The following is a 23,527-nucleotide window of genomic DNA, read 5'->3' on the forward strand; positions in this document are numbered from 1 at the left end:
CGAAAGAATTAACTTTCGGGCTTTTGAATTATTTACTTTTTAAAGAAATTATTTTACTCTAAAAGTAACTCTTCTAGCTAATCTTCTAGCTTCTTCTGAGTTTTTCTCTACAGATGTATCTGCACCTGCAGGAACAACATTTAATCTTGAAGACGCGATTCCAGCTTGTGTTAAAATCTTTTTAACATTTTCTGCTCTTGCATTTGATAGTTTTTCATTGTATTCTGCTTTTCCAACTTGGTCAGCATATCCAATAACATCAAGAGACGCTGATGGGTTTTTTCTTAAGTAATTTAAGATAACATCAATTGCAGCTGTTGAGTTTTCAATTGGAGTCGATTTGTTGAAATCAAAATAAACACTGTAGTATTTATCATTGATCATATCTCTAACAATATCTTTGTCTGTTACCACATTATTTGTAACAGGTTTCTCTACGACAACTTGTTTTTCTGGCATGTTTTTGATTTTGTTTTCAAGATCAGCGATTTTGCTGTCATACGCAGAAAGATCAACATTTTCAGAAACTACAGTCCAGTCAGCATGTTTAGCGTTTTTACCTAAGTAAACGTTTAATCCAACAGTACCATTGAAAATTAATCCTGAGAAACCTCTGTTTCCTGGAATTGCTGCTCCATCAAAAGTACGATCTTGTGATGCATTAAAGATTGTAGAGAAATCTCCAGTTAAAGCAACTCTGTTTGATAATTTTACTTGTCCGGTTACACCAGCAATAAAGTTAGTCATTTCGTCTGCTCCTCTAAAATTGTCGCTTCTTAATTGAGCATAACCAAAACCAGCATGTCCCAATAATCCAATTGTGTTAGTAAAAGTTTCAAAATTCATGATACGACCTAAGTTAGCCACACCTTGTAAGTCTACTCTATAGTATCTTGAATCAAAATCTAAAGAGCTGCCTTTGTTAGTAAAACTGTCGTAACCAAAATCAGCTTTTAAACCGAATTTGTTATTAAACATGTAACGTACTCCAAGATCACCAACCCATGGGCTTGGTGTGCTTGTAAAATTGCCATTTGAAAATGGTTTTTGAGGTTTGTTGAAACCTGCTCCAAATTCGACAGACCATTGATTAAAGTTTTTTGCACTATTGTTTTCTGTTTGTGCATTAACGCCCGTTAAGCCTAAAGCAAATGCCAGAATAATTACAGATTTTTTCATTGTAATTTGAGTTTTTAAATTTTCCCCAAACCAACAAATTTAATATCGCTTAGCTATTCCAGTAAAAGGTTTTATAGTATTAAAATAAGACAAAAAGTAAGATTAGTATTATTTTTTATTCATCTGATTTTGAAGCATATCCACAAATTGACCTACGTGTAAGCCGTCCATTAAAGCATGATGCACGTGAACAGACATCGCAATCGTGCGTTTTCCTGTCTCAAATGTTATCATTTTGCCAAAAGAAATTTTAGGACAGCTGTCCGGAAATGTAAAACTTCTGGCGTGTGAAAGCGATGTGAAATTCAACCACGGAATTGCCGAAAAATGAATTACATTATCATCATTAAAAGATCGGGTGAAAAGTCCGGTTGTATTTTGAACACGTTCAATTTCTGTCAAGGCATTTTTTTCAAAGATTTTAAAATCAGGGTTGTATTCAATTAATGAAAATCCGAAAGTGCCGTCTTCCCTGCCAATTGTTGCCGAAACATCTATGCGATCATTAATGTATATTTTGTCTTCGGCAATTCTATACTTAAAATTTTCGATCGCATTTACGGCAGTCAGCGTTTTATGTAAATAGAAAATGAAAAAAGAAACGTTAAGCTCTTTGGCAGTTTCATAAGCTTTGGTGCAGTCAATTTCGACAGTTGCACCAAAAAATGGTTCTTCCATTTGTTTAAAATGTGCAAAATGCTCTTTTCGGTTCCAGTTTTCTAAGTCTAAAAGTGTTTTCATTTTATTAAATTATGGACTACTTCTGTAATCTTTTCGAATGAACTAAAACGTTCGTGTTCGACTTTATGGTTTATTTTTTCGTGTTCCCAAGTGGTATGAAATGGGATATGAACGGCATAACCGCCAATTTCTAAAACAGGCAGGATATCTGATTTTAATGAATTTCCAATCATTAAAAATTCATGTGCCTGAATATCTAGACGGCCAAGAAGTTTCTCGTAATCAATTTCTTGTTTGTCTGACATTACTTCGATATGGTGAAAATAATGTCCCAAACCAGAGCGGTGGAGTTTGCTGTGCTGATCTTTTAAGTCGCCTTTTGTGGCAACTACCAATTTGTATTTACCGTGTAAAGCCTGCAGCGTTTCTTCGATTCCGTCCAGCAATTCGATTGGTTTTTCAAGCAGTTCTTTTCCGTACTGAATTATTTTTTCGATCACTTCAACCGGAATTGTATTGTTTGAAATGTTCATTGCCGCTTCGATCATTGAAAGAATATAACCTTTAATTCCGTATCCATACAAAGATAAATTTGCAATTTCGATTTTAAATAATTCCTGCGAAATACCCTGATGCGAAAGATAATCTTCCATCAAAGCACAAAACTTGTGTTCTGTTTCCTGAAAATAAGGTTCGTTTACAAATAAAGTATCATCGGCATCAAATGCGATTACTTTTAAGTTTGGTATTTTGCTTTTGTGTAACATATGTTTTTTGTTTCAGGTTTTTTGTTTTTGTTTCAAGTTTCAGGTTTTGCCACGAATTACACGAATTGCACTAATTTTTTTGCCACAGATTAAAATGATTTTAAAGATTTTTTAAATCTGCTCAAATCTGCGTGAAACTTTTTTTCGCCACGAATTGCACTAATTTCCACTAATTTTCTTGTCTTTCCAATAGCTTGGGAATAAATGATTTAAGATTTTTTAAAAATAAATCTGCTCAATCTGCGTGAGAACTTTCAGAAGTTAATTAGAAAAATCAATCTGCGTAAACCCGTTTAATCCGTAAAATCCGCGGGTCAATTTATTTAGAAAACAGTCTTTTTAAAGAAATTGTCTTATCATAAAAAGTAATTCGGATTCCGAAAAGCAAAACGATTCCGCCGAAAACCATTTGTAAAGTTATTTTTTCTTCTAAAAATAACCAAGCTAAAATAGAGGTAATTACAGCCTGACTCAATAAACTCAATGAAACTCTGGTTGCACGCATGTGCTGCGTGGCATAACTAATCGAAAGCCAGGCACACAATTGGCAAATTACGGCTTGAAGAACCAGTACAAACCAGCCTGTATTTGAAAATCCTGTAAAAGGTTCGTTTAAAGAATAGCAAAGAATTCCCAAATAAACGCTCGAAGCCAATAAACTAATGGTCATAAACGATAAAACATCGACTTGAGAAAGTACATTTTTACTGACTAAAAGATAAATCGAATATAAGATTCCGGATAAAACAGCAAACAGAAAAGCCTGATTGAAGTTGAGATCGATAAAAAACTCAAATCCAACTAAAGTTACCATTCCGAATAAAGAAACGATTGTACCAATCCAGAAATTTGTCGCTGGTTTTGATTTCAGAAATAAAAAAGAACCAATTCCTACCCAAACCGGAGATAAATTTGTTAATAAAGAAGCCTGAGTTGCACTCGAATCCTGAATGGCAATATTCCAAACTGCAACATCCGAAGAAAATAAAACCCCGCAAAGCATTGCCAAAAGTGCAAATTTTAAACTCGGAAGTTTAAAGTTTTTACTTAAAACAACATATGGCAAAAGCAAAACAACTGCGAAAAACATTCGGTAAAAAGCAGAAATTAATCCTGGCGTTAAACGTAATTTAACCAATATAGGAAAAATCGAAATGCAGAGTATACCGCAGATTAAAGCTAATCTTGGTTTGGTAATTTTCATTAGGTGTATTTTATTCTAGTATTATACTGTTTTTGGATTTATAACAGGGGTATTAATTATTGAATATTGTAAAAGCTCTTCTATTAATAAATATATTTTTGTAGATTTTATTACCGGAAAGTAACTGTCTTTGTTGGTGTCAGCAATTTTAGATCTTTGAATAGCATCATTTATGAGATTTATGTCCATAAAACAAAATGGATAAATCCCAGTTTGAATAGTTCCTAATTCTGTTTTTATCTCGCTGGATTTAGTAGATTCTATTTTATCTAAATCTTCTAAATGTGCCCATAGCCATACCTCAAAACAATAATTACTTATAAATAATTTTGCATCATTTAACTTGTCACAAAAATTTTTAACTTCTATTATTTGTTCTCCCGGATGCTTGTCAACATCAAGAATCAATCTAAACTTATCTTCGAATGTTGGAGTAACTTTAATGTCTCTAGGAGGATTATTAATAAATGACTCGATTCTTTCTTTTAATTTTAATGGTGTGTTTCCTATTATACCAGTATTGTTTTCTAAAATATGATGAATATAAGCTGTTTTCCTATCTAAAAAAGTTTCATTAAAAGCCTCAAAATAATTAGGTTCTTTTACGTTTCCTTCATATACAATAAAGAATTTTGTAGCGTCACGATCTCCTTGTTCTTTATTGTAATCTGCTAGTGAATATTTTTTTCTATTCATCTCAATTATATTTCATTTGATAATTTTGAAAAGTCACCAAGAAATGGAATTCCGCCATATCTGCCTTCTAAATAGCCCCGTTCTAAAATTTTATCGCCTCTTGGGTTAAAATTGCTTAGTGGGTAAAATTCAGTGCTACCATCAGATTTTTTTTCTGTAAACCAAATTTCATCTCTTCTAAGAAGTTCATCATCTAGTAAATGACTTTCATGTGTCGTGAAAATTAGCTGACTTTTTTTTGCTTTAGATGTTGAAAACAATCTTAATAACTCTTTTGCAAGTAATGGATGCATGCTTCTTTCTAGCTCATCAACAATATATACAACATCATCTTCATGGATTAATTGTTCAAAAGCAGGAGAAAGTTCATATAATCTATTTGTGCCATCTGATTCTTCATCCAGGTCAAATAGTTCTTCAGAATTAAAATGTTTTGTTTTAAGAATGCGAACAACGTAATTTTCTTTTTTTTTCTTTAATACATTTATTTGTGAATTAAATGGAAAGGTTAAAACGACATCAACGCTTTTGTCTTCTCTGTTTTCTAATGCGGTTTCCAAATCATCGATCATTTCTTTTTTAAAATCTTCATCAGAATAACTAAAAAAGACATCTACATCAATCTCTTTTACGACCAAATCTTCAATTCCTGTCTTACTATTAGCTAATAAAGTTTTTGCAAAGTCGGTAGATTTATTACCAGTTAGAATTGACTCAGAATAAACAAAGCTTTTTGAAGAAGGCTTTACAATGGTTAATCGGCAAAAGGCTAAGAAAATTAGATCTAAAATTTCAACATCATCTAATACTCCATAGCATGCATCCAAAACTGATTGATTATTTTTTAATTCTTTTTTAAGGAATTTTTTAAGGTAGTCTAGATCTTTTGATTTATTAAAAAAAACTCCAAATTCAACATCATTATTTTTTCTCATATAGAGTAATTCTTCTTTATTGGATTTTACAGAATTGATTTTATAAAGCCATTCTTCTGTAATTTTTCCTTTGCTTATTTCAATGGCATAATCAAAATGAATGCCTTTATATTCATATTCTAACCTAAAAGTAGTGGGCTTAGTTTTGTAACTTGAATCTATTCTAAACCTTTTACTTCTTGGCATTAAAGTATTTTCCTCATTAATAATAATGTCTTTTAAATATGCAATAGCATTAATCAAATTACTCTTTCCTGCTGCATTTGCACCATAAATAGCCGCAGTTTTTAAAACACTAATACCTGAACTGGTTTCTGATATATGTGTTTTTAGTTTAGTTGAACCATTACCTTTAATAGGTAGCATATTAAATTCTGTCTCATCTTTAAAAGACATAAAATTACTGACAACAAAACGGATTAGCATGATTTTACGATTTTTTCGTTAAAAATTAAAATATTGATCAAATAAACGATTTTTTTTTATTCTGAATAATGTTTCTTACGATTTTTTCGAAACAATTAACACCCGCTCAATGGTTTTTTTAAAAGATGCGAGAATCAGTTAAATATTAATTGATTCCCGCGTTGATAATGTTATGCATTCATGATTTTCCTGCAGGCATTGTTAATTTCCGTATCAGAAAAAGAGCCGAGCGTTTCTGCCAGCATTTTACTGGTTCTAATGGAATTTATCATTCTGATTCTCAGATCTTGATCATCGCCCATTTCAGTTAACAGAATTGTCTCAAAAATTTCAGACAAATATTCAGGATGATCTCTAAAATCATCTACAAACCAAAGGTCTGAAAGGAATTTTGCCATTGCTGTCATTACAGCCGTTTCTTTTGTTTTTTCATTTTCTCTTTTTTGCATAAACCTGAAAATATTAAACGCACGAATCCCTCGTTTTAGATGTGCAAAAAATACCCCATAGGGATAGGTTTTCCCATTGTTTCCTCAGGGACATCATGACGAGGGATTCGCTTATGTTAACTTTTATTAGAAGTTCCTAAATAAATCCTATAGTGTATTTTTTGCAGAACAAACTTACAAATATAAATTTTAAAAGAAACAATAAAATGTAGGAATTTTATTTGTATTTTTATTTTGCCAGTGTTGTCATTTCGAGGAACGAGAAGTCGCACTAGAAACTCAACAACAGTGCGTGAATCTCGCGTGCGATTTCTCGTTCCTCGAAATGACAAACGATATGCTTAATGTCTAAATTAGTTTAATTCACTGTAGCTCCATTTGGCGCATCAGTATCTGGATTTACAAAAACCAATTTTCCTTCGGCATTTGTTGTCATTAAAATCATTCCCTGACTTTCAACTCCGCGTAAAGCTCTTGGTGCTAAATTAGCTAAAACAGAAACACGTTTCCCGATGATTTCTTCTGGAGAAAAACTCTCCGCAATTCCTGAAACAATTGTACGAACGTCAATTCCTGTATCAACTTTAAGAACTAAAAGTTTGTTTGCTTTTGGCATTTTTTCTGCCTCAAGAATAGTTCCAATACGAATATCCATTTTGGCAAAATCCTCAAACTGAATTAAATCTTTTTGTGGTTCAGCTTGTTTGTTTTCGGCAAGGTTAGCGGTTTTTGTAGCTTCCAATTTATCTATTTGTTTTTGTATTTCTTCGTCTTCTATTTTTGCGAAAAGCAATTCTGCTTCACCAATTTTGTGGCCAGCAGGAATTAATTCATCATTTTCAATAACATCACTCCATTTCAATTGACCTTCATTTTTTAGAATTCTTGACAATTTAGCCGCTGTAAAAGGTAAAAACGGCTCTGCTAAAACGCTCAATGCTGCAGCAATTTGAAGTGCAACATACATTTGAGTTTTTACACGTTCCGGATCATCTTTCATTACTTTCCAAGGCTCTTCATCGGCAAGATATTTATTTCCTAAACGGGCAACATTCATCAATTCGCCTAAAGCTTCACGGAATCTGTAACGTTCCACCGAACTTGAAATTACCGCTGGATACGCTTTTAATTCTGCTAAAGTTGCTTCGTCAACTTCTGTAAATTCGTTTGGTGTTGGGATAATACCATCGTAATATTTGTTGGTTAAAACCACAACACGATTTATAAAGTTTCCGAAAATAGCAACTAATTCATTGTTATTTCTAGCCTGGAAATCTTTCCAGGTAAAATCGTTATCTTTTGTTTCCGGAGCGTTTGATGTTAAAGCGTAACGCAAAACATCTTGTTTCTCTGGGAAATCTTCTAAATATTCGTGTAACCAAACTGCCCAGTTTTTAGAAGTCGAAAGCTTGTTTCCTTCTAAATTCAAAAACTCATTTGCCGGAACATTGTCTGGTAAAATATAACTTCCTTCGGCTTTAAGCATTGCAGGGAAAATGATACAGTGAAAAACAATATTATCTTTTCCAATAAAGTGAACCAGTTTCGTTTCTTCATCTTTCCAATATGGTTCCCAATCTTTTCCTTCGCGCGCAGCCCATTCTTTGGTAGAAGAAATGTATCCGATAGGCGCATCAAACCAAACGTATAATTTTTTTCCTTCGGCACCTTCAACCGGAACATCAATTCCCCAATCAAGGTCACGCGTTACAGCACGAGGTTCCAATCCGCCGTCGATCCAGGATTTAACTTGTCCGTAAACGTTAGGTTTCCAGTCGTTTTTATGACCTTCTAAAATCCATTTAGTTAAGAAATCAGAATAACGGTCTAGAGGTAAAAACCAGTGTTTTGTTTCTTTTAAAATTGGAGTTTCACCAGTAATTGTCGATTTTGGGTTAATCAAATCTGTAGCATTCAAAGTCGATCCGCAATTTTCACATTGATCGCCATAAGCTCCATCATTACCACATCTTGGGCAAGTTCCAACCACAAAACGGTCTGCTAAAAACTGATTTGCTTTTGCATCGTACAATTGTTCTGTAACTTCTTCAATAAAATCACCTTTATCATACAAAGTTCTAAAGAATTCCGAAGCTGTATCGTGATGAACTTTTGCCGAAGTTCTGGAATAATTATCAAAAGAAATTCCGAAATCAGAAAATGATTTGCGAATAATTCCGTCATATTTATCGATAACTTCTTGTGGCGTAATCCCTTCTTTTTTTGCTTTCATAGAAATTGCAACACCGTGTTCATCGCTTCCGCAGATAAAAGCAACGTCTTTATTTTGCAAACGCAAATATCTCGAATATATATCTGCAGGCACGTAAACCCCTGCCAAATGGCCAATATGGATTGGTCCATTAGTATAAGGTAATGCTGCTGTAATAGTATATCTCTTTGGATTTTGTATCATAACTCAATTTTATTGAGTGCAAAAATAAGCAATAGAATTGAGATTTTGTTATTGCGCCGAGATTCGCAGAGAGTTTTCGCAGAGATTCGCTGAGTTTTTTATTTTTTGAATCTCGCAAAGACGCAGTTCCGAGGCTTCGGGAGTAAAGTTTTTTAATCTAACTCAATTGCCTCCAGCTTTAGCTGGAGGTTATAAGAGTTCAATTTGTGTGGCTTTAGTCAAACTATACCTTTCGGCTAAAGCCAATTAAACATAATCATAATTCCATCCAGCTAAAGCTGGACGCTATTGAATAAAAAACTTTGCTCCCGAAGCCCAATGTCATTAAGTTAAGCTTTTAGAAAGTAAAATTATTGCAAATCAAATCCGTGTTTATCCGCGTTTTTACGAAGTAAATCTGTGTTTATCCGCGTCACAATTAGACGCTGATTTTACTGATTCGCTAAAGCGAAAATGCTGATAAAAACTGATTTTTCTAATGACTTTCTTAATTAAACTGTTAAGTAATTTTATAGATTTCCTCTTAACTTAATGACATTGCCCGAAGCCTCGGGATTGCGACTTTGTGAGATTATCTCGCCAGAACAGCAAAAATCTTTGCGGGACTTTGACTTCGCTCAGTCTGACAGCCTTTGTGAATCTCTGCGATAAAACCCTATAAAATAGAACCAGTTTAAACTAGCATTACAATTAAAATCTTCAAGATTTATTTCGCAATCTTTGCCTTCCGAAAAAAAAACAAAAAAACAAGTTTATGAGCAAGACAAAATTAATCATCAATAAAAACGGATCGATCAAAATAGAAGGTGATTTTGAAATCATGGATCCAGAAGGAGTACTTTACGGATTACAAGGAAGATCTGCACTTGGACTTTGCCGCTGCGGATTATCTAACAATAAACCATTTTGCGATGGAGGTCACAGAAACAATTTTGAACACGATTCTGTTGCGTTTGATTTACCTCCAATGAAAACGAACTAAATCTTTGTTTAGTTTTGAATAATAAAAAAGCTGCATTTTCTGAATGCAGCTTTTTTATTATATATAAAGTTCTCCCTTCATCGTAATTATCGAAGAACCGCCTACCAAAATATCCTCTTCACGATTCATGACTTCAATCATTGATGCTTGTTTTAATTTTACACCTTGAAGTATTTTATATTCCTTGTCAGATTTAGTGAATTTTTTTTGCGTTAAAAAACCAATTAATGGCCCAGCAGCCGTTCCTGTCGCCGGATCTTCAAGTATCCCGATTATTGGGTTAAAAAATCTCGTTTCAACTATATGCTCCTGGTCTTCATCGGCAATGGCGAAACAATAAAATCCTTCAAAATTATATTCTTTTGAAATTTCGATTAAGAGTTGGTTGTCTGGAATACAGCTATTGAGTAATTGACTGTTTTTTATAGGAACCATTGTGTGTGCAACTTCTGTTTTAACTATTGTTGGAACAAAAGCATTTACATCTAAATCTTCAATTTTTAAACCGAGAGCGACTGCAATTCTATAAGTTGGAATTTCTTGTTTTATAACTGCCGATTTTTGATGCATTTGAACAACAGGATAAGAAGTAACGGGATCAAAACTTACTGTTAACGGAATTGGGGAATGTTTCATGATTACAAAACGCTCACTTTCATTCTGCTCTTCAAAAATAGGCATTCCTTTTAGTAAAGCACCGCAAACTGCGCCTAACAAGTTGTGCCCTGCACCATCTATTTCGAAGCCTGTTGGGGTAAACGAACGAACTTTTAGCGCTTTTTTCTTGGTGGAATAATAGACAAACGAAGTTTCAGAGTAACCAAATTCTTTGGATATATTTTGATAGATTTCTAATTCTAAATCACCATCAGTAAAAACTACCGAAAGCGGATTGCCTTTATAGCTTTCGTTTGAAAATACATCTAAAACATAATATTCTAATGCTGTTCTTCCTTCCATTCCTTTTTTCTTTTAGCTTTTTAACGGAATAAAATTACATTTTATAAAACATCAAAACAATAGTATTTACAACATTCGTTTTCCTTCAGCACTAAATTTTATTGTTTTCTCCAATCTAGATAATCTGGTTTTTTCTTGTTTGGCAGACATCATCCAGTGAATCATTACTTTTTTGTATGATGGTGCCTGATTACTAAAATATTCCCAGGCTTTTTTATTGGCTTTAAATTGCTTTTCGAGTTCGGGATCAAAAACATAAGCTTCTTTTTCATGCGAATAAATTCCGGATCTTTCTTCAGATTTTAATTCGAAAGCTTTTAGTCCGGCTTCTTTCATAAGTCCAGCTTTTGTGAGGGCTTCGGCTTTTTTAATATTTATAGCACTCCAAATACTCGATTTTTTTCTCGGTGTAAATCTAATTGTATAACTTTCTTCGTCAATAGATTTTCGAACGCCGTCGATCCAGCCAAAACAAAGTGCCTGATCTACAGATTCTGACCAGGTCATACATGGTTTTTTAGTACTCACTTTATAGAAACCAACTACAAGTTCGGTTTCTTTTTGATAATGCTTTTCTAACCATTCTCTAAATTTTTCCTGGGTTGGGAAGAAGGTTGGGTTCATTGGGATTATTTAAAGTTCTACAGATTAGCAATAAATCTAACAATCCATAAAAGTATAATAAATAACAGAAAAGAAAACTGAACTTTATTGACTTTTTGATTTCCAAACTTTCTCACCAATAATCGATCAATCAATATAACTAGAGAAACAGGAATCAAACCGAATAAAATATAAATTCCTAATAAACCATCTTGCGCCGAATTTCCTGTTATTAGGATAATGGCATAAATTATTCCTGCTAAAATCGAGAGAATTCCTAAAAGGAAAAATAGAGTTATGTTTTTTGGGAAGTTCATATATTGGTTTTGATTATTCTTTTTGTACGAAAGAAAATTACAATTGAAATAATAAAATTAGTAAAAAGTTCGGTTAAAGCTTCGTGACTAATTATTTCAAAACAACCTGTTATGAAAACCAATATTGAAAAGAAAATGTTAAACCAACCAAATAGTAAAAGAAAAAAAACTTTGGTTTGATTTTCAAATCTTTAAAAATGAAAGTAAAATAATCAATATACCTAATCCTGAACTAATCCAGCAGCTCCATAATAAAAATCCAAGTGTTTCAAATCCGTGAAACCATCTTGGATCTTCGAAGAAATAAATAAAAAATGTAATAACTGACCAGATATTGGTGATTAAAAGAGAAAGAATTAAACTTTTGTAAATAGTGTTTTTCATGGTTTGGTGGTTTTTGGTTAAATATTGAAACTTACACTATTGCATTTATCATGCCGAAGGTTTTGCCAATTCACTTTTGGTTTTATCAGTTCTATCCAATCACTATTCTGAAATCAAATTAGTTTTAGTTTTGAAAGATTCTAGAAAATAACATAGATATTAAAACCCGATAGTGAAGATCAAAATCTGTGCTATCGGGTTTTTTTAGTTTCTATTTATAATTGAATAGATTTCAAGTACTATTTACTAAAATGAAATATATTATAACTTATTCCAAATGAAATAGTGCTTGTTTTACCTTGCAGAGTTGGTCCTGTATAATTGTGAGATTCATCGTAACTATTTACCTGTATGTCTTCTAATACATTAGCCATGCCTAAGCTATATCTTAGGTCAAATCTAAAATTATTATACCCGCCTGTAAAACCCAATCCAACACCGTAATTATATTTGGCAGAATTTGTTAACTCAGATTCATTTAGCAAATACGGCAGATAATTTTGATAAGTGACATCAGTTCCTTTTGATGGAGTAAGAGGATCTACTACAGATGCGAATACACCTACCTGCGGCCCCAAAAAGAATTCATCTTCTTCTGGTTTTAAGATATAATAGTTAAAGTAAAAGCCAAAGTTGATTTCAGAATATTTATATTTTGATGTTTTTGCTTCTTCAAAAGACCCTTCTACATATTTTAAATCCAGAGTATTTTGTTTATAGGTCGCTTCTAACTGAAAATTATATGTCTCATGGTATCCCATAAGGGCATTTATTCCGGCATAAAATCCGGGTTTTGATTCATTTAGTAAATCTGATGATTTTAAATTTGTCTGCGAAAGCCCTGCAGCAACATAAAATCCTCTTGGAGCCTGACTATATATTGATAAATTAAAAAATAGTGCAGTTATAAAAAGTAATGTTTGTTTCATTATTAAAGATGTTAATTGCAATTAATATATTGGGTATCTGAGAAAAAAGATAAAATCGTTTCGTTTTTTTCATCAGCATAATCGTATTTATCCAGTTTTACCATTAATTCAGGACAGTCAGAAAAATACTTTCTAATCATTGGAGCTATTTTTCCCCGACTTTCTATTTTTGACTCAGATCTTCCGGATCTGGTAGAAATTTGATCTATAATGGTTTCGTTGTTATCAATAACGTATAACTCATAACTCGTTACACTAGATGACATTGATCCATGCATAGTGGTCATAGTTATAGCGACACCAATAAGTTTTTTATCCGGGATTTCTCCATAAACAAAATAAACTTCGGCTCTTTTTTGTTGGTTTAAATGAAATGATTTTAGTAAGCTCGGACCAATTACTGCTTGATCAAGATCTTCAAACTTAATGTACTTTTCCCAGCTTTTGCCCACATTTACATAAGATATTCTTTTGTCAATTAACAAAACATCAGTTAGTTCGGGTCTGATAAAAGATTTATTTCCTTTTTTATCTACGATATATGAATTTTGCGAATAAGCACCTGTAAAAGTTAATAACAGGATTATTAATAGTTTTTTCATGATTATTTTACAGTCACTTTAGCTGATACATTAAAAAGAATAGGATAAAATTCCATTTTTAAATCGCAAAACTGTATAGTAAGTTTTCCATTTATATCAGATATATATACAAAACCTTCATTAGGATGACTGTAATCACCACCATAATAAGCAGTCATAGAAACATATTTACTATCTGCAGATGTAAATATTGGGCAGTCATTATTGCAAATAGTATAAATTCCCGGTTCAACAACTACATTGTTAGGAAAATATAGTATAAAAGAAGCTCCAGAACCATTGACAGTAATCTGATATCTATCCATGACATTAGATAAGTATCCAGAAGAAAGTGATTTTTTATCACCATTCAGAACAATAGTATTGTCATCGATATTACATGGAATATTTGGAGCATTCACTTCAACTAGAACAGAACTTTCTAAGCTTTCGCAAATTCCTTTAGTCGTTTTTAACTTATATTCTCCGGCCATAGAAGTTGTTAAATCTGTAATAACCGGATTTTGTAAATTCGATTGAAAATTATTTGGCCCAGTCCAGTTGTATTGAGTGTCTGAACTTTGTTCTGGAGTATACAGTTTTAATGTTGCTCCTGGAACTAATGGAGAATTACTCTTAACGGTATTAGTGGGAAGATAGCACGTAACTGCTTCATTTGACGAACAGCTAAATAAGCAAATAATGCAAATGCAGCTGAATAGAAAAACTATTGTTTTTTTCATAAAAATTTAGAATAATGTTTGATTTTGGTTAAAAAAATGCTAAAGTATACACATAATTGAGTTTTTTTACAACGTATTTTTACCTGAAAAACATTTTACTATTCGATTTAACTACTTAATCATCTCATATCCTTTTGTTTGACTAATAAAAATTTTTTGAAGTTTTAATTGTACACTAATTTAATTCGCCTTTTTTATTCGAAATTTGCAAAACAATCCTCAAGGAAGAATACCAATCATATATATTAAAAAATAATACAAATCATGGCAAAGGGACCCGAAAAAAATACCAAAAATAAGGCCTTGCACACTAAGTTGCTGAACAGAAAAAAGGCGAAGCTTCGAGAAGAAAAGGAAGCTCAGGCCAAAAGATTAAAGGCTTTAACAGCTAAAATGAATGAAAAAAAGAACGGCGAAGATATTGATCTTAGCAAAAATAAATCTCAAAATAAAACTCAAATGGAGGAATTCGGTAGAATAATAGTTTCTGAAACAGCAATGAAAAGTGAAAATCCGCAGGATGTTATTCACTCTAATATTTCGGTAATCAATTTAATGCGGGAAGAAGGTGTAGACGACGAACTTATTCACGAAGATGCACTTACAAGTTATTATCTCGATTATTACTATTCACAATATACCGAAGGAAATTTTTCGCAGTTTGTCTACAATTCAGGATGGAATAAAGAATTAAATGAACTTATTGAAGAAGGTCTGGCTTTAATTGGTGCCGAAAAACATTTAGAGCTGTTTCTTGAGCAAAGCAAAAAAGTTAGATTAATGAGTAATATCAAGCTGGGAAAATTCCTGAAAGCGAAATTAGAAGGCGTAAATCCGGTTCGCGATTCATTAAACAACGATACTTTTTTTGAATTAGAAGAAAATCTGGCTGAACTAAATGCCGGTTTTTTAAAAAACCATCCCGATTTTGAAGTCCTTTCTGTAGATGAAATGTTTGCTGTTTTGGAGGAATTTGTTGGGAACGAAATTAAACGTGCTTAAGCTTTTTTAGGTTAAAAGTGACAAAGGTTGTTTTTGTCATTTCGACTGAAAGGAGAAATCGCACGAGAAATTCTATAAAGATTGGCGATTTTGCATGTCGAATTACTAGTGCGATTTCTCCTTTCAGTCGAAATGACAACATTGTGTTTAAAACTTTGCGACTTCGCGAGATTAAAACATAAAACCTTAGTGAATCTCTGTGAAAAACCTTTGAGAACCTTTGTGGAATAAACTTTTTCCACGTAAACACTTCTTTCTGAATTAATTGATTTAAATTTAGTTCCGTATAAATAATAGCGTTATTTATGGAAGAACTTACTCATATCAAATCAGTTATAGGGATCATTTTGGGTTTGAGTTTAACGCATCTCATAAAAGGATCCGTAATCTTTATTCAGCATCCGGGGCGTAAGAAAATCTATTTCGTGCATTTGCTTTGGGTGTTTTATGTTTTTTTACTTCTTATTCATTTTTGGTGGTGGGAATTTAATCTCAAATTAATTCACGAATGGTACTTTGCCGACTATTTTTTCATTATCTGTTATATTTTGATTTACTATTTGCTGTCGGCCATTTTATATCCGGACGATTTAGTAGATTATACAGGATATGAAGATTATTTTTATTCACGAAAAAAATGGTTCTTTTCGATCTTGGCCATAAGTTTTATAGCCGATATTATTGACACGGCAATAAAAGGAGGTGACTATTTTTTATACAATCAAACGGAATATTTTGTTCGTATTATAAGTCATATTATTTTGTGTTTAGTGGCAATAAAAGTCAATAATAAAATGTTTCATACTATTTTAGTATCACTCTTTATTGTTTACGAACTCTCGTATATATTGAGATTGTTTAATGTTGAATAAAACAATAGTAATTAAATTGAATTTAGCATGAAAATTAAAAGACTGCAGCTGGCATTGTTGTTTCTGTTTTTTTTAGACAGAGGCTTTTCTCAAAATAAAATCAACCTTTTTTCAGAGATCAATTACAGTTCTATTCCTGCTGTTTCTTTATCAGATTATAAATCGGTTCAGGAAAGAGACCAAAAATTTCAAAATCCGCATATTGCACTCGGAATCGGGATTTCTGGCGGAGGCTCACGGGCGCAGTTTTTTAGTATGGGCGTTCTTCTAGGACTTGAAGAAATTGACGAAAACTATCTGCAGCGTAATTTTTTAAACGAGATCGATTATTATTCGACGGTTTCGGGCGGTTGTTTTTCGGCAGGATATTATTTAACCGTTTTAAAAAACAAACTGCATTATGATAATTGTTCTTTTAATGAATTTTACTTTTCAAAAGCCGATGCCTTCAAAGATTATGTCGATAAATCGGCCAACATTTTATCGCTTTTAAACAACAGCCGAAACGAAAAAGGAGATAAAATACCTATGACACAGCGTATCGATGCTGATATTTTGCAATATGATGTAACAAATCCTGATAACAAAGATAAATTTGACACTCAAATGCTTTTGTCTGATTTTTTTGTTTCAAAAGTAAGTAAATCAGAACCTTCGCTGCCCATGTTTGTAGCCAACGGTACTGCTTTTAATAATGGTGAACGTATTCCGTTTATGCCGCATATCATCAAAGGTTTATCTATAGATAAATCACTAGCGCCCAATAAAGCCGATATCGTATTAAATGAAAACAAAATAAACGACGGCTACAATTTTCCGGTTACCTATGGCATTACGGCAAGTTCTGCTTTTCCGGGCGTTCTCCCAAAGGTGAAATTTGGAATTAAAAATCAGAATAAAATTTTATGTATTATTGATGGCGGAGCTTCAGACAATACCGGTTATAAAACTTTGGCTGAGCTTCTTCATTCGGATACTACAGTTGACGATAAAAACAAAAAAGCGCTTTTTATCGATTGTCTGGGACAAGGGAAAAAAGAACCTTACATCAACGATACAAAAATTGGACTTCTTTCACTTTTTGAGACCGCTTCGCTTTATACTGTTCAAACCCGTTATATGACTTTTGATAAAGATGTAGAAAACACTTTTGAACGTTATAAAATTCCGGTAAAAAATTATCAAATTATTGGTTTTACTACGATTCGAAATCATTTGCAAAAAATGCAAAAAGATGAAAAGTATGAAGAATTGGTAACAGAATTAAAAAACACAAACGACGATTTAACGAGCTGGCTCAAGTTATATGCCGATTTTAAGCAAGATATAGTAAATAAATTCGGTGAAAGCGCATTTAAAAAAAATAAAGACGGGGAAATCATAGCAGCTACACTTCAAAAAGATAAGTTTTCAGAGTTTTCTGCAGGCGAAGTTTTGTTGATGTATGAATATGCATCGCACATTGAAACAAAATTAAGAATCAGACCGGAAGAAAGGGATATTTTGCTTTTATCAGGGCGTTTTGCAGTGTTTCTCAAAAATAACGAATTAAGAGAATTATTAGTAGAATACAAATAATTCACCAATTTTATTAAATTTTTGATTTTATTTAGAAAGCTAAGTAAGAATATTTTATATTTGATAGCCCCTAATTTTAAAATCAAAACCAATGAAAATTAAAACCTACTTAATTCTCAGTGGCATTTTTCTATTTCTATACTCCTGTGGAAAAAATGGAAAACAGATCATTGACGAAAACGCCCCATCGTTAGCCGTTCAGTCCGAAAACCCAAAACCAGCTGAACAGATCCTTTTTAGAAAAAGTGAAGACATCGTTCCTTCCGAAGAATTCAATTTGAGTCTGCTTAAAAAAACGGCCAAAAATCTAAACATCAAATATTCAAGTATTAAGATTGAAGATGTAAGCTCTATTCGTTACAACGACGAAACAACTTTTTTTGTGATTTGTGTTATTAATAAAAACAATAAAGAAAAATCGAGCGAAGAAGATTTAGGCAATTACTATGAAAGAAAATTCGTGTTTGTTAATAATGAAGACGGAAAAATTCTGGCAGAAGAAACAGATAAAAATCTTGGATATTACGAAAATGAAGGTTTAAGAGTTGCAAAAACTTATATTTTAAATAATTTATTACAACTTAATGAAAAAACTCCGGCCATTGCTTTTAGTACAGAAGTATATTCGAACAGCAGGGTTGTAATGTATTCTGAAGAAAAATTTACCATCGTGACTTTTGATGGAAACAGAATCAGGAAGGTTTTATACGAATATCCAATTCGATCTGCCAATGGAGATTCAAACGGCGGAGGAACGTATCAAATAGAAACTTTAGAAACCGGAATAAGTCTTTCAGATTCTCAAACAAAAGGTTTTTATGATTTATTAGTTTCAAAAATCTATACCTATGAAGATGCAGCCGAAGAAGATTTGGAAAACGATATTCAGAAAAAAAGTGATCTGAAAGTTAAAAAAGAATTCCAAAAACTGAAATTTGACGGAAAAACTTATTCATTTAAAAAAGACGATAGGAATCGGTTTTTGTAATTTCGCATTCAATTGAAACTAAAAAATGTCTAAAAAAATCTTTTTTGCTGCACTCATTTGGCCTTTTTTCCTGCTGGCTCAGGAAAAACAAAAAGAGGGTTCAGATAATGTTACGCGCTATTTTTATGATGATAAAGTAGTTTCGGTCGAAATTTGGTATGGTGCAGATAAAAAGCAAGACAGTTCTAAAACCTATTATCCAAGCGGAAAGGTAAACGAAGTTTTCTATTTTGATAAAGACGGATTGAAAGACGGCGATTGTTTTCAATATAATTATCAAGGCGAAAAACTCGTAACCTGGAATTTCACGCACGGAAAAATGACGGGCAGAACAGATCATAAACTTCCGTTTAATAAAGACCGCGAAGAATCAGTCAAGAAAGCCTTAAAAATGCTCACGGATATTAATACAAGAACAAATTTTAATCCAACAACTATTAATGATTTGTATAATCGAGGTGTTTTAGGAGTAAGTCTTGGTAATAATACTTTGGCAATAGAAGATTTAAAAAAGGTTGAATTTGCAATCGACAAAGATCCAAAAAACAAAAAAGTAGTAGAGTCAGATTCCGCACAAAAGAAAACTGCAGTCTTTCGAAGTAAACTTTATGATAGAATGGGAAGTGTGTATGCTACGCTCGAAATGGAAGGTTTTGCATATAACTATTATTTTAAAGCAATCAGGAACGCACCTACGGATTATCGCATTTTATACAATTTTGCAACATTGTTGCAAAAACGAAAGACGTATGATTTAGCACGTTATTATTTAGAGAAAATTATAAAAGAAAAACCAGACCATTCCCAGTCATACTTGGCACTTTCCAGATTATTGAGTGATGAAGGAGAGTATGAAAAAGCATTTGAAAATATTGAAAAAGCCTTTCAATATGACAAAGGAAATATAAAGGGTGGAAGAGATTTAAAAACAACCCGAGGTTTACTTTATTATAAACTGGGAGAATCTAAAAAAGGAATTGCCGATTTGAACGCTGCATTAGAAATGGATAAAAACAATTCGTATGCAATGAAAAATCTTGGAATAATTTATCTCGACAAGAAAAAATATGATGATGCCTGCCAATTATTTCAAAAAGCAAAAGAACTTCATTACACTTTGGTATACGATGAAAATGATCTGGATTCGCTTTTAGAAAGTGCCTGTAATAAACAACCTTTAGAAAAATCAGTTAAAAAGAAACCCTCTGTTTCTCCAAATCCGGCGCAGACAACTATTTCTATAGAAAACTTCGATGCTAAAAACTTTGATTTTGAGTTTTTTAATTTCGAATCAAAATCAGTTTTAAAAGGAAAAACCAGTGATGGAACAATAAACATCATTGGTCTGGACTCGGGATTTTATATTTTAAAAGTAACACTTGGCGATTCTGTCCAAACTTTTAAAGTCATAAAAGAATAAAACTCTCCGTGCATCTTTACGCCGACTCCGTGTATCTCTGCGAAACCTCCGAAATAACTTTAGACTAAACTTTGTACGTAATCTTAGCAAACATTTCCTTAAATTTGCTTCCGTTATTAAAAAATACAATAGTTATAAAAATCAAGCTATGTTACAAATCGCATTTATTAGAGAAAATCAGGAGAAAGTAATTAAGGCTTTAGCAAAACGAAATATCGATGCTAAAAGCGTTGTTGAAGAGGTGGTGCAATTAGACGAAAATCGTCGTGCAACTCAAGTGGAATTAGATAATACTTTAGCTGAATCTAATAAATTGTCCAAAGATATAGGCGAATTAATGAAAGCGGGAGAGAAAGCTAAAGCAGCAATCTTAAAAGAAAAAACGGTTTCATTAAAAGAAAAAAGCAAAGAACTTGGTGAAAAAGCAGAAGCTTTAGCTGTTGAGTTAACAAATAAATTATACACATTGCCAAATCTTCCGGCAGATATTGTTCCTGAAGGAAAAACCCCAGATGATAACCTGAATGTTTTTCAGGAAGGCAATATTCCGGTTTTGCATGAAGGTGCACAGCCACACTGGGAATTGGTAAAAAAATACGATATCATCGATTTTGAATTAGGTGTAAAAATTACCGGAGCTGGTTTTCCTGTTTACAAAGGAAAAGGAGCTCGTTTGCAGCGTGCATTAATCAACTATTTTTTAGATAAAAACACAGCAGCAGGATATAATGAAGTTCAGGTTCCGCATTTGGTAAACGAAGCTTCAGGATACGGAACAGGACAATTGCCAGATAAAGAAGGGCAAATGTACCATTCAACAATTGACGATTTATATTTAATCCCAACGGCTGAGGTTCCGGTTACGAATTTATTTCGCGATGTTATTTTAAACGAAAGCGAATTACCGGTTTTACATACCGCTTATACACCATGTTTCCGTCGTGAAGCAGGTTCTTACGGAGCACACGTTCGCGGATTAAACCGTTTACATCAATTTGACAAAGTAGAAATTGTTCGTATCGAACACCCGGATAATTCATACGCAGCACTTGACGGAATGGTGGAACACGTAAAAAACATTCTGCAAGAATTGAAGTTACCGTACAGAATTTTACGTCTTTGCGGAGGCGATATGGGTTTCACATCGGCTTTGACTTATGATTTTGAAGTATTTTCTACAGCGCAGGATCGCTGGTTAGAAATTAGTTCTGTTTCTAATTTCGAAACTTTTCAGGCAAACCGCTTGAAATTACGTTTCAAAGACAAAGACGGAAAAAACCAATTGGCTCATACTTTAAACGGAAGTTCATTAGCATTGCCTAGAGTTTTAGCCGGAATTTTAGAAAATTACCAAACGCCGGAAGGAATCGTAATTCCAGAAGTTTTACGTCCTTACTGCGGATTTGATATAATTGACTAACTTTAGTATATAGTTTACAGTCACGGTTTACAGTCGCAGTATTCAGTTTTTAAACTGCAACTGAATACTGCGACTGTAAACCGTGACTGAATACTGAGACTAAAAATGCCACATTAAAAAACTGAAATATGAAAAACATCTTTATCTATATCGTTTTGTTGTGGTCTGGTTTTGCATTCTCGCAAAACGAACAGTTAGCGAATAATTACTACGACAAAGGTGATTTTGAAAAAGCAAAAATCATTTACGAAGATCTTTTAAGAAGTTCATCATCCAATACACAGTACTTTTTACGAACAATAGATTGTTATCAGCAATTGCAGCAGTTTGACCTTGCCGAAAAAACAATTTTAAGCCGTTATAATGCTTATAAACAAGGTGTTTTTTTAGTTGAATTAGGATACAATTATCAATTACAAAAAAACGAATCTAAAGCCAAAAGTTACTACGAACAGGCTATTGATAAAATCAAAACCAGTCCAAATGATGTTTACGGAGTTGGAAATGCTTTTGAAAAAAAGGTTTTACTAGAATATGCCTTAAAAGCGTATCAAACCGCAATGCAGGTTCAGCCGAATTATAATTTCAATTTTCAGATTGGAATGTTGTACGGCCAGTTAGGGAAAACAGATTTAATGATCGATCTTTTGCTGACAGAATCTTATAATAACCAGCAAAACGCCAATTTAATCCAGACGCAGTTATCCCGTTTTATGAATGGTGAAACTGATAATACGGCTTTTAAAGATGCGATGCGAAAAGCGCTGATTTTAAGAACGCAGAAAGATCAGGATGTTTTTTGGAATCATTATTTAAGCTGGTTTTATGTGCAGCAAAAAGAATTCGGAAAAGCTTTTATTCAGGAAAAAGCCATTTACAAACGTGAGCCGGAATCATTAATCAGTATTGTAAATCTAAGCCAGTTTGCATTGAATGAAGACGATACCGAAACTGCTTCTGAGATTTTGAATTTCATTCTTCAAAATACAAAAGATATAGATCTGCTGATTCAGACCAATGCTAATTTAATGCAGATTAAAATTGACAAAGCACAGGAAAAAGATTATCCGGCCATTACAGCTGAACTGCAGCAATTACTGGTTACTTATGAAATAAATCCTTTTACCTTATCTTTGCAATTAATTCAGGCACATTTCCTGGCTTTTAATTTGAAAAAGACAGAAGAAGGAAAGGCCGTTGTAAAAAGAGCTTTAGAATTAAATTTAAATGCTTATCAGCAGGCTGATGCAAAGATGGAGCTGGCAGATATTTTGCTTTTAGAAGAAAAGTTCAATCAGGCGTTGATTTATTATTCGCAGATTCAAATGGATTTAAAGAATGATGTAATGTCACACGAAGCAAGTTTAAAAGCGGCAAAAACAAGTTATTTTAAAACCGATTTTGAATGGGCTTTAAAACAATTTAAAGAATTGAAATCGGCAAATACACAATTGATTGCCAACGACGCTCTTGAATATTTCTTACTGATAAATGACAATACAGCTGCTGATTCGACTCAAACAGCTTTAAAGCAGTTTGCTAAAGGCGATTTTTTACTTTATCAGAATAAAAAGCAAGAAGCAATTACACATTTTCAAAACATTCTAAAAACCTTCAAAGGGCAGGAAATCGAAGCTGTAACATTGTTGCGTTTAGGTCAAATATATGAAAGTCAGAAGGATTATACTTCAGCTTTAAGCCAATACCAGCAAATCATCGACAATCACAGCGACGGAATTTATGTAGATGAAGCATTGTTTTTCTCAGCAGAAATTTACAACGACGAATTAAAAGATGTAGAAAAGGCCAAGCCTTTATATGAAAAGGTAATTTTTAACCATCAGGATAGTATTTACTTTGTTGATGCCAGAAAAAAATACCGCGAGTTAAGAGGGGATAAGAATTTATAGTTTGGTTTAATCGGTTATTTGTTTAACCGTTTAACTGAATTAACGATTAAACAATAGAATTAGTAATATGATGATTTGTGTTCAA

Annotated in this window: 23 protein-coding genes; 8 read left to right on the forward strand and 15 right to left on the reverse strand. The window is 32.8% G+C overall.

Features of this window, described 5'->3' with window-relative positions; genetic code table 11:
• Window positions 1-48: 48 nt before the first annotated feature.
• The 8 genes from LUU93_RS07780 to metG all read right to left on the reverse strand — a co-directional run bounded on the left by LUU93_RS07780 (window position 49) and on the right by metG (window position 8,753).
• On the reverse strand, window positions 49-1,179 hold the full coding sequence (locus LUU93_RS07780; protein ID WP_232679983.1) for an OmpA family protein: 1,131 nt from the start codon (window positions 1,177-1,179) through the stop codon (window positions 49-51).
• Between the two features lie 108 nt (window positions 1,180-1,287).
• A complete protein-coding gene (locus LUU93_RS07785; protein ID WP_232679984.1) occupies window positions 1,288-1,920 on the reverse strand; it encodes a chloramphenicol acetyltransferase in 633 nt (210 codons plus the stop codon).
• Window positions 1,917-2,627 (reverse strand): HAD family hydrolase, encoded by a 711-nt coding sequence (locus LUU93_RS07790; protein WP_232680002.1) that lies wholly within the window; start codon window positions 2,625-2,627, stop codon window positions 1,917-1,919. Before LUU93_RS07790 ends, LUU93_RS07785 begins: the two co-directional genes overlap by 4 nt.
• A 319-nt stretch (window positions 2,628-2,946) precedes the next feature.
• Entirely contained in the window at window positions 2,947-3,831 is an 885-nt protein-coding gene (locus tag LUU93_RS07795) for a DMT family transporter (protein WP_073485877.1), read from the reverse strand.
• 21 nt (window positions 3,832-3,852) lie between these two features.
• A complete protein-coding gene (locus LUU93_RS07800) occupies window positions 3,853-4,527 on the reverse strand; it encodes an RloB family protein (RefSeq protein WP_232680004.1) in 675 nt (224 codons plus the stop codon).
• A 5-nt stretch (window positions 4,528-4,532) separates the two neighbouring features.
• Complete coding sequence (locus tag LUU93_RS07805) at window positions 4,533-5,888, reverse strand: AAA family ATPase (RefSeq protein ID WP_232680006.1); 1,356 nt, start codon at window positions 5,886-5,888, stop codon at window positions 4,533-4,535.
• Window positions 5,889-6,058: 170 nt separating this feature from the next.
• Window positions 6,059-6,337: a hypothetical protein gene (locus LUU93_RS07810; protein ID WP_232680008.1), complete on the reverse strand. Its 279-nt coding sequence runs from the start codon at window positions 6,335-6,337 to the stop codon at window positions 6,059-6,061.
• Between the two features lie 358 nt (window positions 6,338-6,695).
• A complete protein-coding gene (gene metG / locus LUU93_RS07815) occupies window positions 6,696-8,753 on the reverse strand; it encodes a methionine--tRNA ligase (protein WP_232680010.1) in 2,058 nt (685 codons plus the stop codon).
• 754 nt (window positions 8,754-9,507) lie between these two features.
• On the opposite strand from metG, the gene LUU93_RS07820 reads away from it, so the two are divergent.
• On the forward strand, window positions 9,508-9,735 hold the full coding sequence (locus LUU93_RS07820) for a CDGSH iron-sulfur domain-containing protein (RefSeq protein ID WP_035632488.1): 228 nt from the start codon (window positions 9,508-9,510) through the stop codon (window positions 9,733-9,735).
• Between the two features lie 57 nt (window positions 9,736-9,792).
• Here the strand turns inward: LUU93_RS07820 and LUU93_RS07825 are convergent, their stop codons facing one another.
• The 7 genes from LUU93_RS07825 to LUU93_RS07855 form a co-directional block, all read right to left on the reverse strand.
• Window positions 9,793-10,695: a PhzF family phenazine biosynthesis protein gene (locus tag LUU93_RS07825; protein WP_232680012.1), complete on the reverse strand. Its 903-nt coding sequence runs from the start codon at window positions 10,693-10,695 to the stop codon at window positions 9,793-9,795.
• 66 nt (window positions 10,696-10,761) lie between these two features.
• Entirely contained in the window at window positions 10,762-11,319 is a 558-nt protein-coding gene (locus LUU93_RS07830; RefSeq protein WP_232680014.1) for a YdeI/OmpD-associated family protein, read from the reverse strand.
• A 17-nt stretch (window positions 11,320-11,336) separates the two neighbouring features.
• Window positions 11,337-11,615: a hypothetical protein gene (locus LUU93_RS07835; RefSeq protein WP_232680016.1), complete on the reverse strand. Its 279-nt coding sequence runs from the start codon at window positions 11,613-11,615 to the stop codon at window positions 11,337-11,339.
• Window positions 11,616-11,798: 183 nt separating this feature from the next.
• Complete coding sequence (locus tag LUU93_RS07840; RefSeq protein ID WP_232680018.1) at window positions 11,799-11,999, reverse strand: hypothetical protein; 201 nt, start codon at window positions 11,997-11,999, stop codon at window positions 11,799-11,801.
• Window positions 12,000-12,238: 239 nt separating this feature from the next.
• Window positions 12,239-12,928 carry an outer membrane beta-barrel protein gene (locus tag LUU93_RS07845; protein WP_232680020.1) on the reverse strand — a complete coding sequence of 230 codons (690 nt, stop codon included), beginning with the start codon at window positions 12,926-12,928 and terminating at the stop codon, window positions 12,239-12,241.
• Between the two features lie 11 nt (window positions 12,929-12,939).
• Complete coding sequence (locus LUU93_RS07850; RefSeq protein ID WP_232680022.1) at window positions 12,940-13,530, reverse strand: hypothetical protein; 591 nt, start codon at window positions 13,528-13,530, stop codon at window positions 12,940-12,942.
• A gap of 2 nt (window positions 13,531-13,532) precedes the next feature.
• Window positions 13,533-14,252, reverse strand: a complete 720-nt coding sequence (locus LUU93_RS07855) for a hypothetical protein (RefSeq protein WP_232680025.1) — start codon at window positions 14,250-14,252, stop codon at window positions 13,533-13,535.
• A 264-nt stretch (window positions 14,253-14,516) separates the two neighbouring features.
• Here LUU93_RS07855 and LUU93_RS07860 point away from each other — a divergent pair, with 264 nt between their 5' ends.
• From LUU93_RS07860 to LUU93_RS07890, 7 genes are all read left to right on the forward strand, one after another.
• Window positions 14,517-15,254, forward strand: coding sequence for a DMP19 family protein (locus LUU93_RS07860; RefSeq protein WP_232680089.1), 738 nt, complete (start codon window positions 14,517-14,519; stop codon window positions 15,252-15,254).
• 305 nt (window positions 15,255-15,559) lie between these two features.
• Entirely contained in the window at window positions 15,560-16,126 is a 567-nt protein-coding gene (locus tag LUU93_RS07865; protein ID WP_232680028.1) for a hypothetical protein, read from the forward strand.
• A gap of 27 nt (window positions 16,127-16,153) precedes the next feature.
• The gene (locus LUU93_RS07870; protein ID WP_232680030.1) at window positions 16,154-17,704 is read left to right on the forward strand and encodes a patatin-like phospholipase family protein; all 1,551 of its coding nucleotides are present in this window, start codon (window positions 16,154-16,156) and stop codon (window positions 17,702-17,704) included.
• 91 nt (window positions 17,705-17,795) lie between these two features.
• Window positions 17,796-18,692, forward strand: a complete 897-nt coding sequence (locus LUU93_RS07875; RefSeq protein WP_232680032.1) for a hypothetical protein — start codon at window positions 17,796-17,798, stop codon at window positions 18,690-18,692.
• Window positions 18,693-18,717: 25 nt separating this feature from the next.
• Complete coding sequence (locus tag LUU93_RS07880; RefSeq protein WP_232680034.1) at window positions 18,718-20,112, forward strand: T9SS type A sorting domain-containing protein; 1,395 nt, start codon at window positions 18,718-18,720, stop codon at window positions 20,110-20,112.
• Between the two features lie 148 nt (window positions 20,113-20,260).
• A complete protein-coding gene (serS, locus tag LUU93_RS07885; protein ID WP_232680036.1) occupies window positions 20,261-21,532 on the forward strand; it encodes a serine--tRNA ligase in 1,272 nt (423 codons plus the stop codon).
• Window positions 21,533-21,660: 128 nt separating this feature from the next.
• Window positions 21,661-23,442, forward strand: coding sequence for a tetratricopeptide repeat protein (locus tag LUU93_RS07890; protein WP_232680038.1), 1,782 nt, complete (start codon window positions 21,661-21,663; stop codon window positions 23,440-23,442).
• Window positions 23,443-23,527 lie beyond the last annotated feature (85 nt).

The sequence above is a fragment of the Flavobacterium soyae genome, assembly GCF_021245985.1.
GTDB lineage: Bacteria > Bacteroidota > Bacteroidia > Flavobacteriales > Flavobacteriaceae > Flavobacterium > Flavobacterium soyae.

Coding starts and splice junctions, on each gene's coding strand:
- LUU93_RS07780 (WP_232679983.1), bottom strand. CDS start 1,179: ATGAAAAAATCTGTAATTATTCTGGCATTTGCTTTAGGCTTAACGGGC.
- LUU93_RS07785 (WP_232679984.1), bottom strand. CDS start 1,920: ATGAAAACACTTTTAGACTTAGAAAACTGGAACCGAAAAGAGCATTTT.
- LUU93_RS07790 (WP_232680002.1), bottom strand. CDS start 2,627: ATGTTACACAAAAGCAAAATACCAAACTTAAAAGTAATCGCATTTGAT.
- LUU93_RS07795 (WP_073485877.1), bottom strand. CDS start 3,831: ATGAAAATTACCAAACCAAGATTAGCTTTAATCTGCGGTATACTCTGC.
- LUU93_RS07800 (WP_232680004.1), bottom strand. CDS start 4,527: ATGAATAGAAAAAAATATTCACTAGCAGATTACAATAAAGAACAAGGA.
- LUU93_RS07805 (WP_232680006.1), bottom strand. CDS start 5,888: ATGCTAATCCGTTTTGTTGTCAGTAATTTTATGTCTTTTAAAGATGAG.
- LUU93_RS07810 (WP_232680008.1), bottom strand. CDS start 6,337: ATGCAAAAAAGAGAAAATGAAAAAACAAAAGAAACGGCTGTAATGACA.
- metG (WP_232680010.1), bottom strand. CDS start 8,753: ATGATACAAAATCCAAAGAGATATACTATTACAGCAGCATTACCTTAT.
- LUU93_RS07820 (WP_035632488.1), top strand. CDS start 9,508: ATGAGCAAGACAAAATTAATCATCAATAAAAACGGATCGATCAAAATA.
- LUU93_RS07825 (WP_232680012.1), bottom strand. CDS start 10,695: ATGGAAGGAAGAACAGCATTAGAATATTATGTTTTAGATGTATTTTCA.
- LUU93_RS07830 (WP_232680014.1), bottom strand. CDS start 11,319: ATGAACCCAACCTTCTTCCCAACCCAGGAAAAATTTAGAGAATGGTTA.
- LUU93_RS07835 (WP_232680016.1), bottom strand. CDS start 11,615: ATGAACTTCCCAAAAAACATAACTCTATTTTTCCTTTTAGGAATTCTC.
- LUU93_RS07840 (WP_232680018.1), bottom strand. CDS start 11,999: ATGAAAAACACTATTTACAAAAGTTTAATTCTTTCTCTTTTAATCACC.
- LUU93_RS07845 (WP_232680020.1), bottom strand. CDS start 12,928: ATGAAACAAACATTACTTTTTATAACTGCACTATTTTTTAATTTATCA.
- LUU93_RS07850 (WP_232680022.1), bottom strand. CDS start 13,530: ATGAAAAAACTATTAATAATCCTGTTATTAACTTTTACAGGTGCTTAT.
- LUU93_RS07855 (WP_232680025.1), bottom strand. CDS start 14,252: ATGAAAAAAACAATAGTTTTTCTATTCAGCTGCATTTGCATTATTTGC.
- LUU93_RS07860 (WP_232680089.1), top strand. CDS start 14,517: ATGGCAAAGGGACCCGAAAAAAATACCAAAAATAAGGCCTTGCACACT.
- LUU93_RS07865 (WP_232680028.1), top strand. CDS start 15,560: ATGGAAGAACTTACTCATATCAAATCAGTTATAGGGATCATTTTGGGT.
- LUU93_RS07870 (WP_232680030.1), top strand. CDS start 16,154: ATGAAAATTAAAAGACTGCAGCTGGCATTGTTGTTTCTGTTTTTTTTA.
- LUU93_RS07875 (WP_232680032.1), top strand. CDS start 17,796: ATGAAAATTAAAACCTACTTAATTCTCAGTGGCATTTTTCTATTTCTA.
- LUU93_RS07880 (WP_232680034.1), top strand. CDS start 18,718: ATGTCTAAAAAAATCTTTTTTGCTGCACTCATTTGGCCTTTTTTCCTG.
- serS (WP_232680036.1), top strand. CDS start 20,261: ATGTTACAAATCGCATTTATTAGAGAAAATCAGGAGAAAGTAATTAAG.
- LUU93_RS07890 (WP_232680038.1), top strand. CDS start 21,661: ATGAAAAACATCTTTATCTATATCGTTTTGTTGTGGTCTGGTTTTGCA.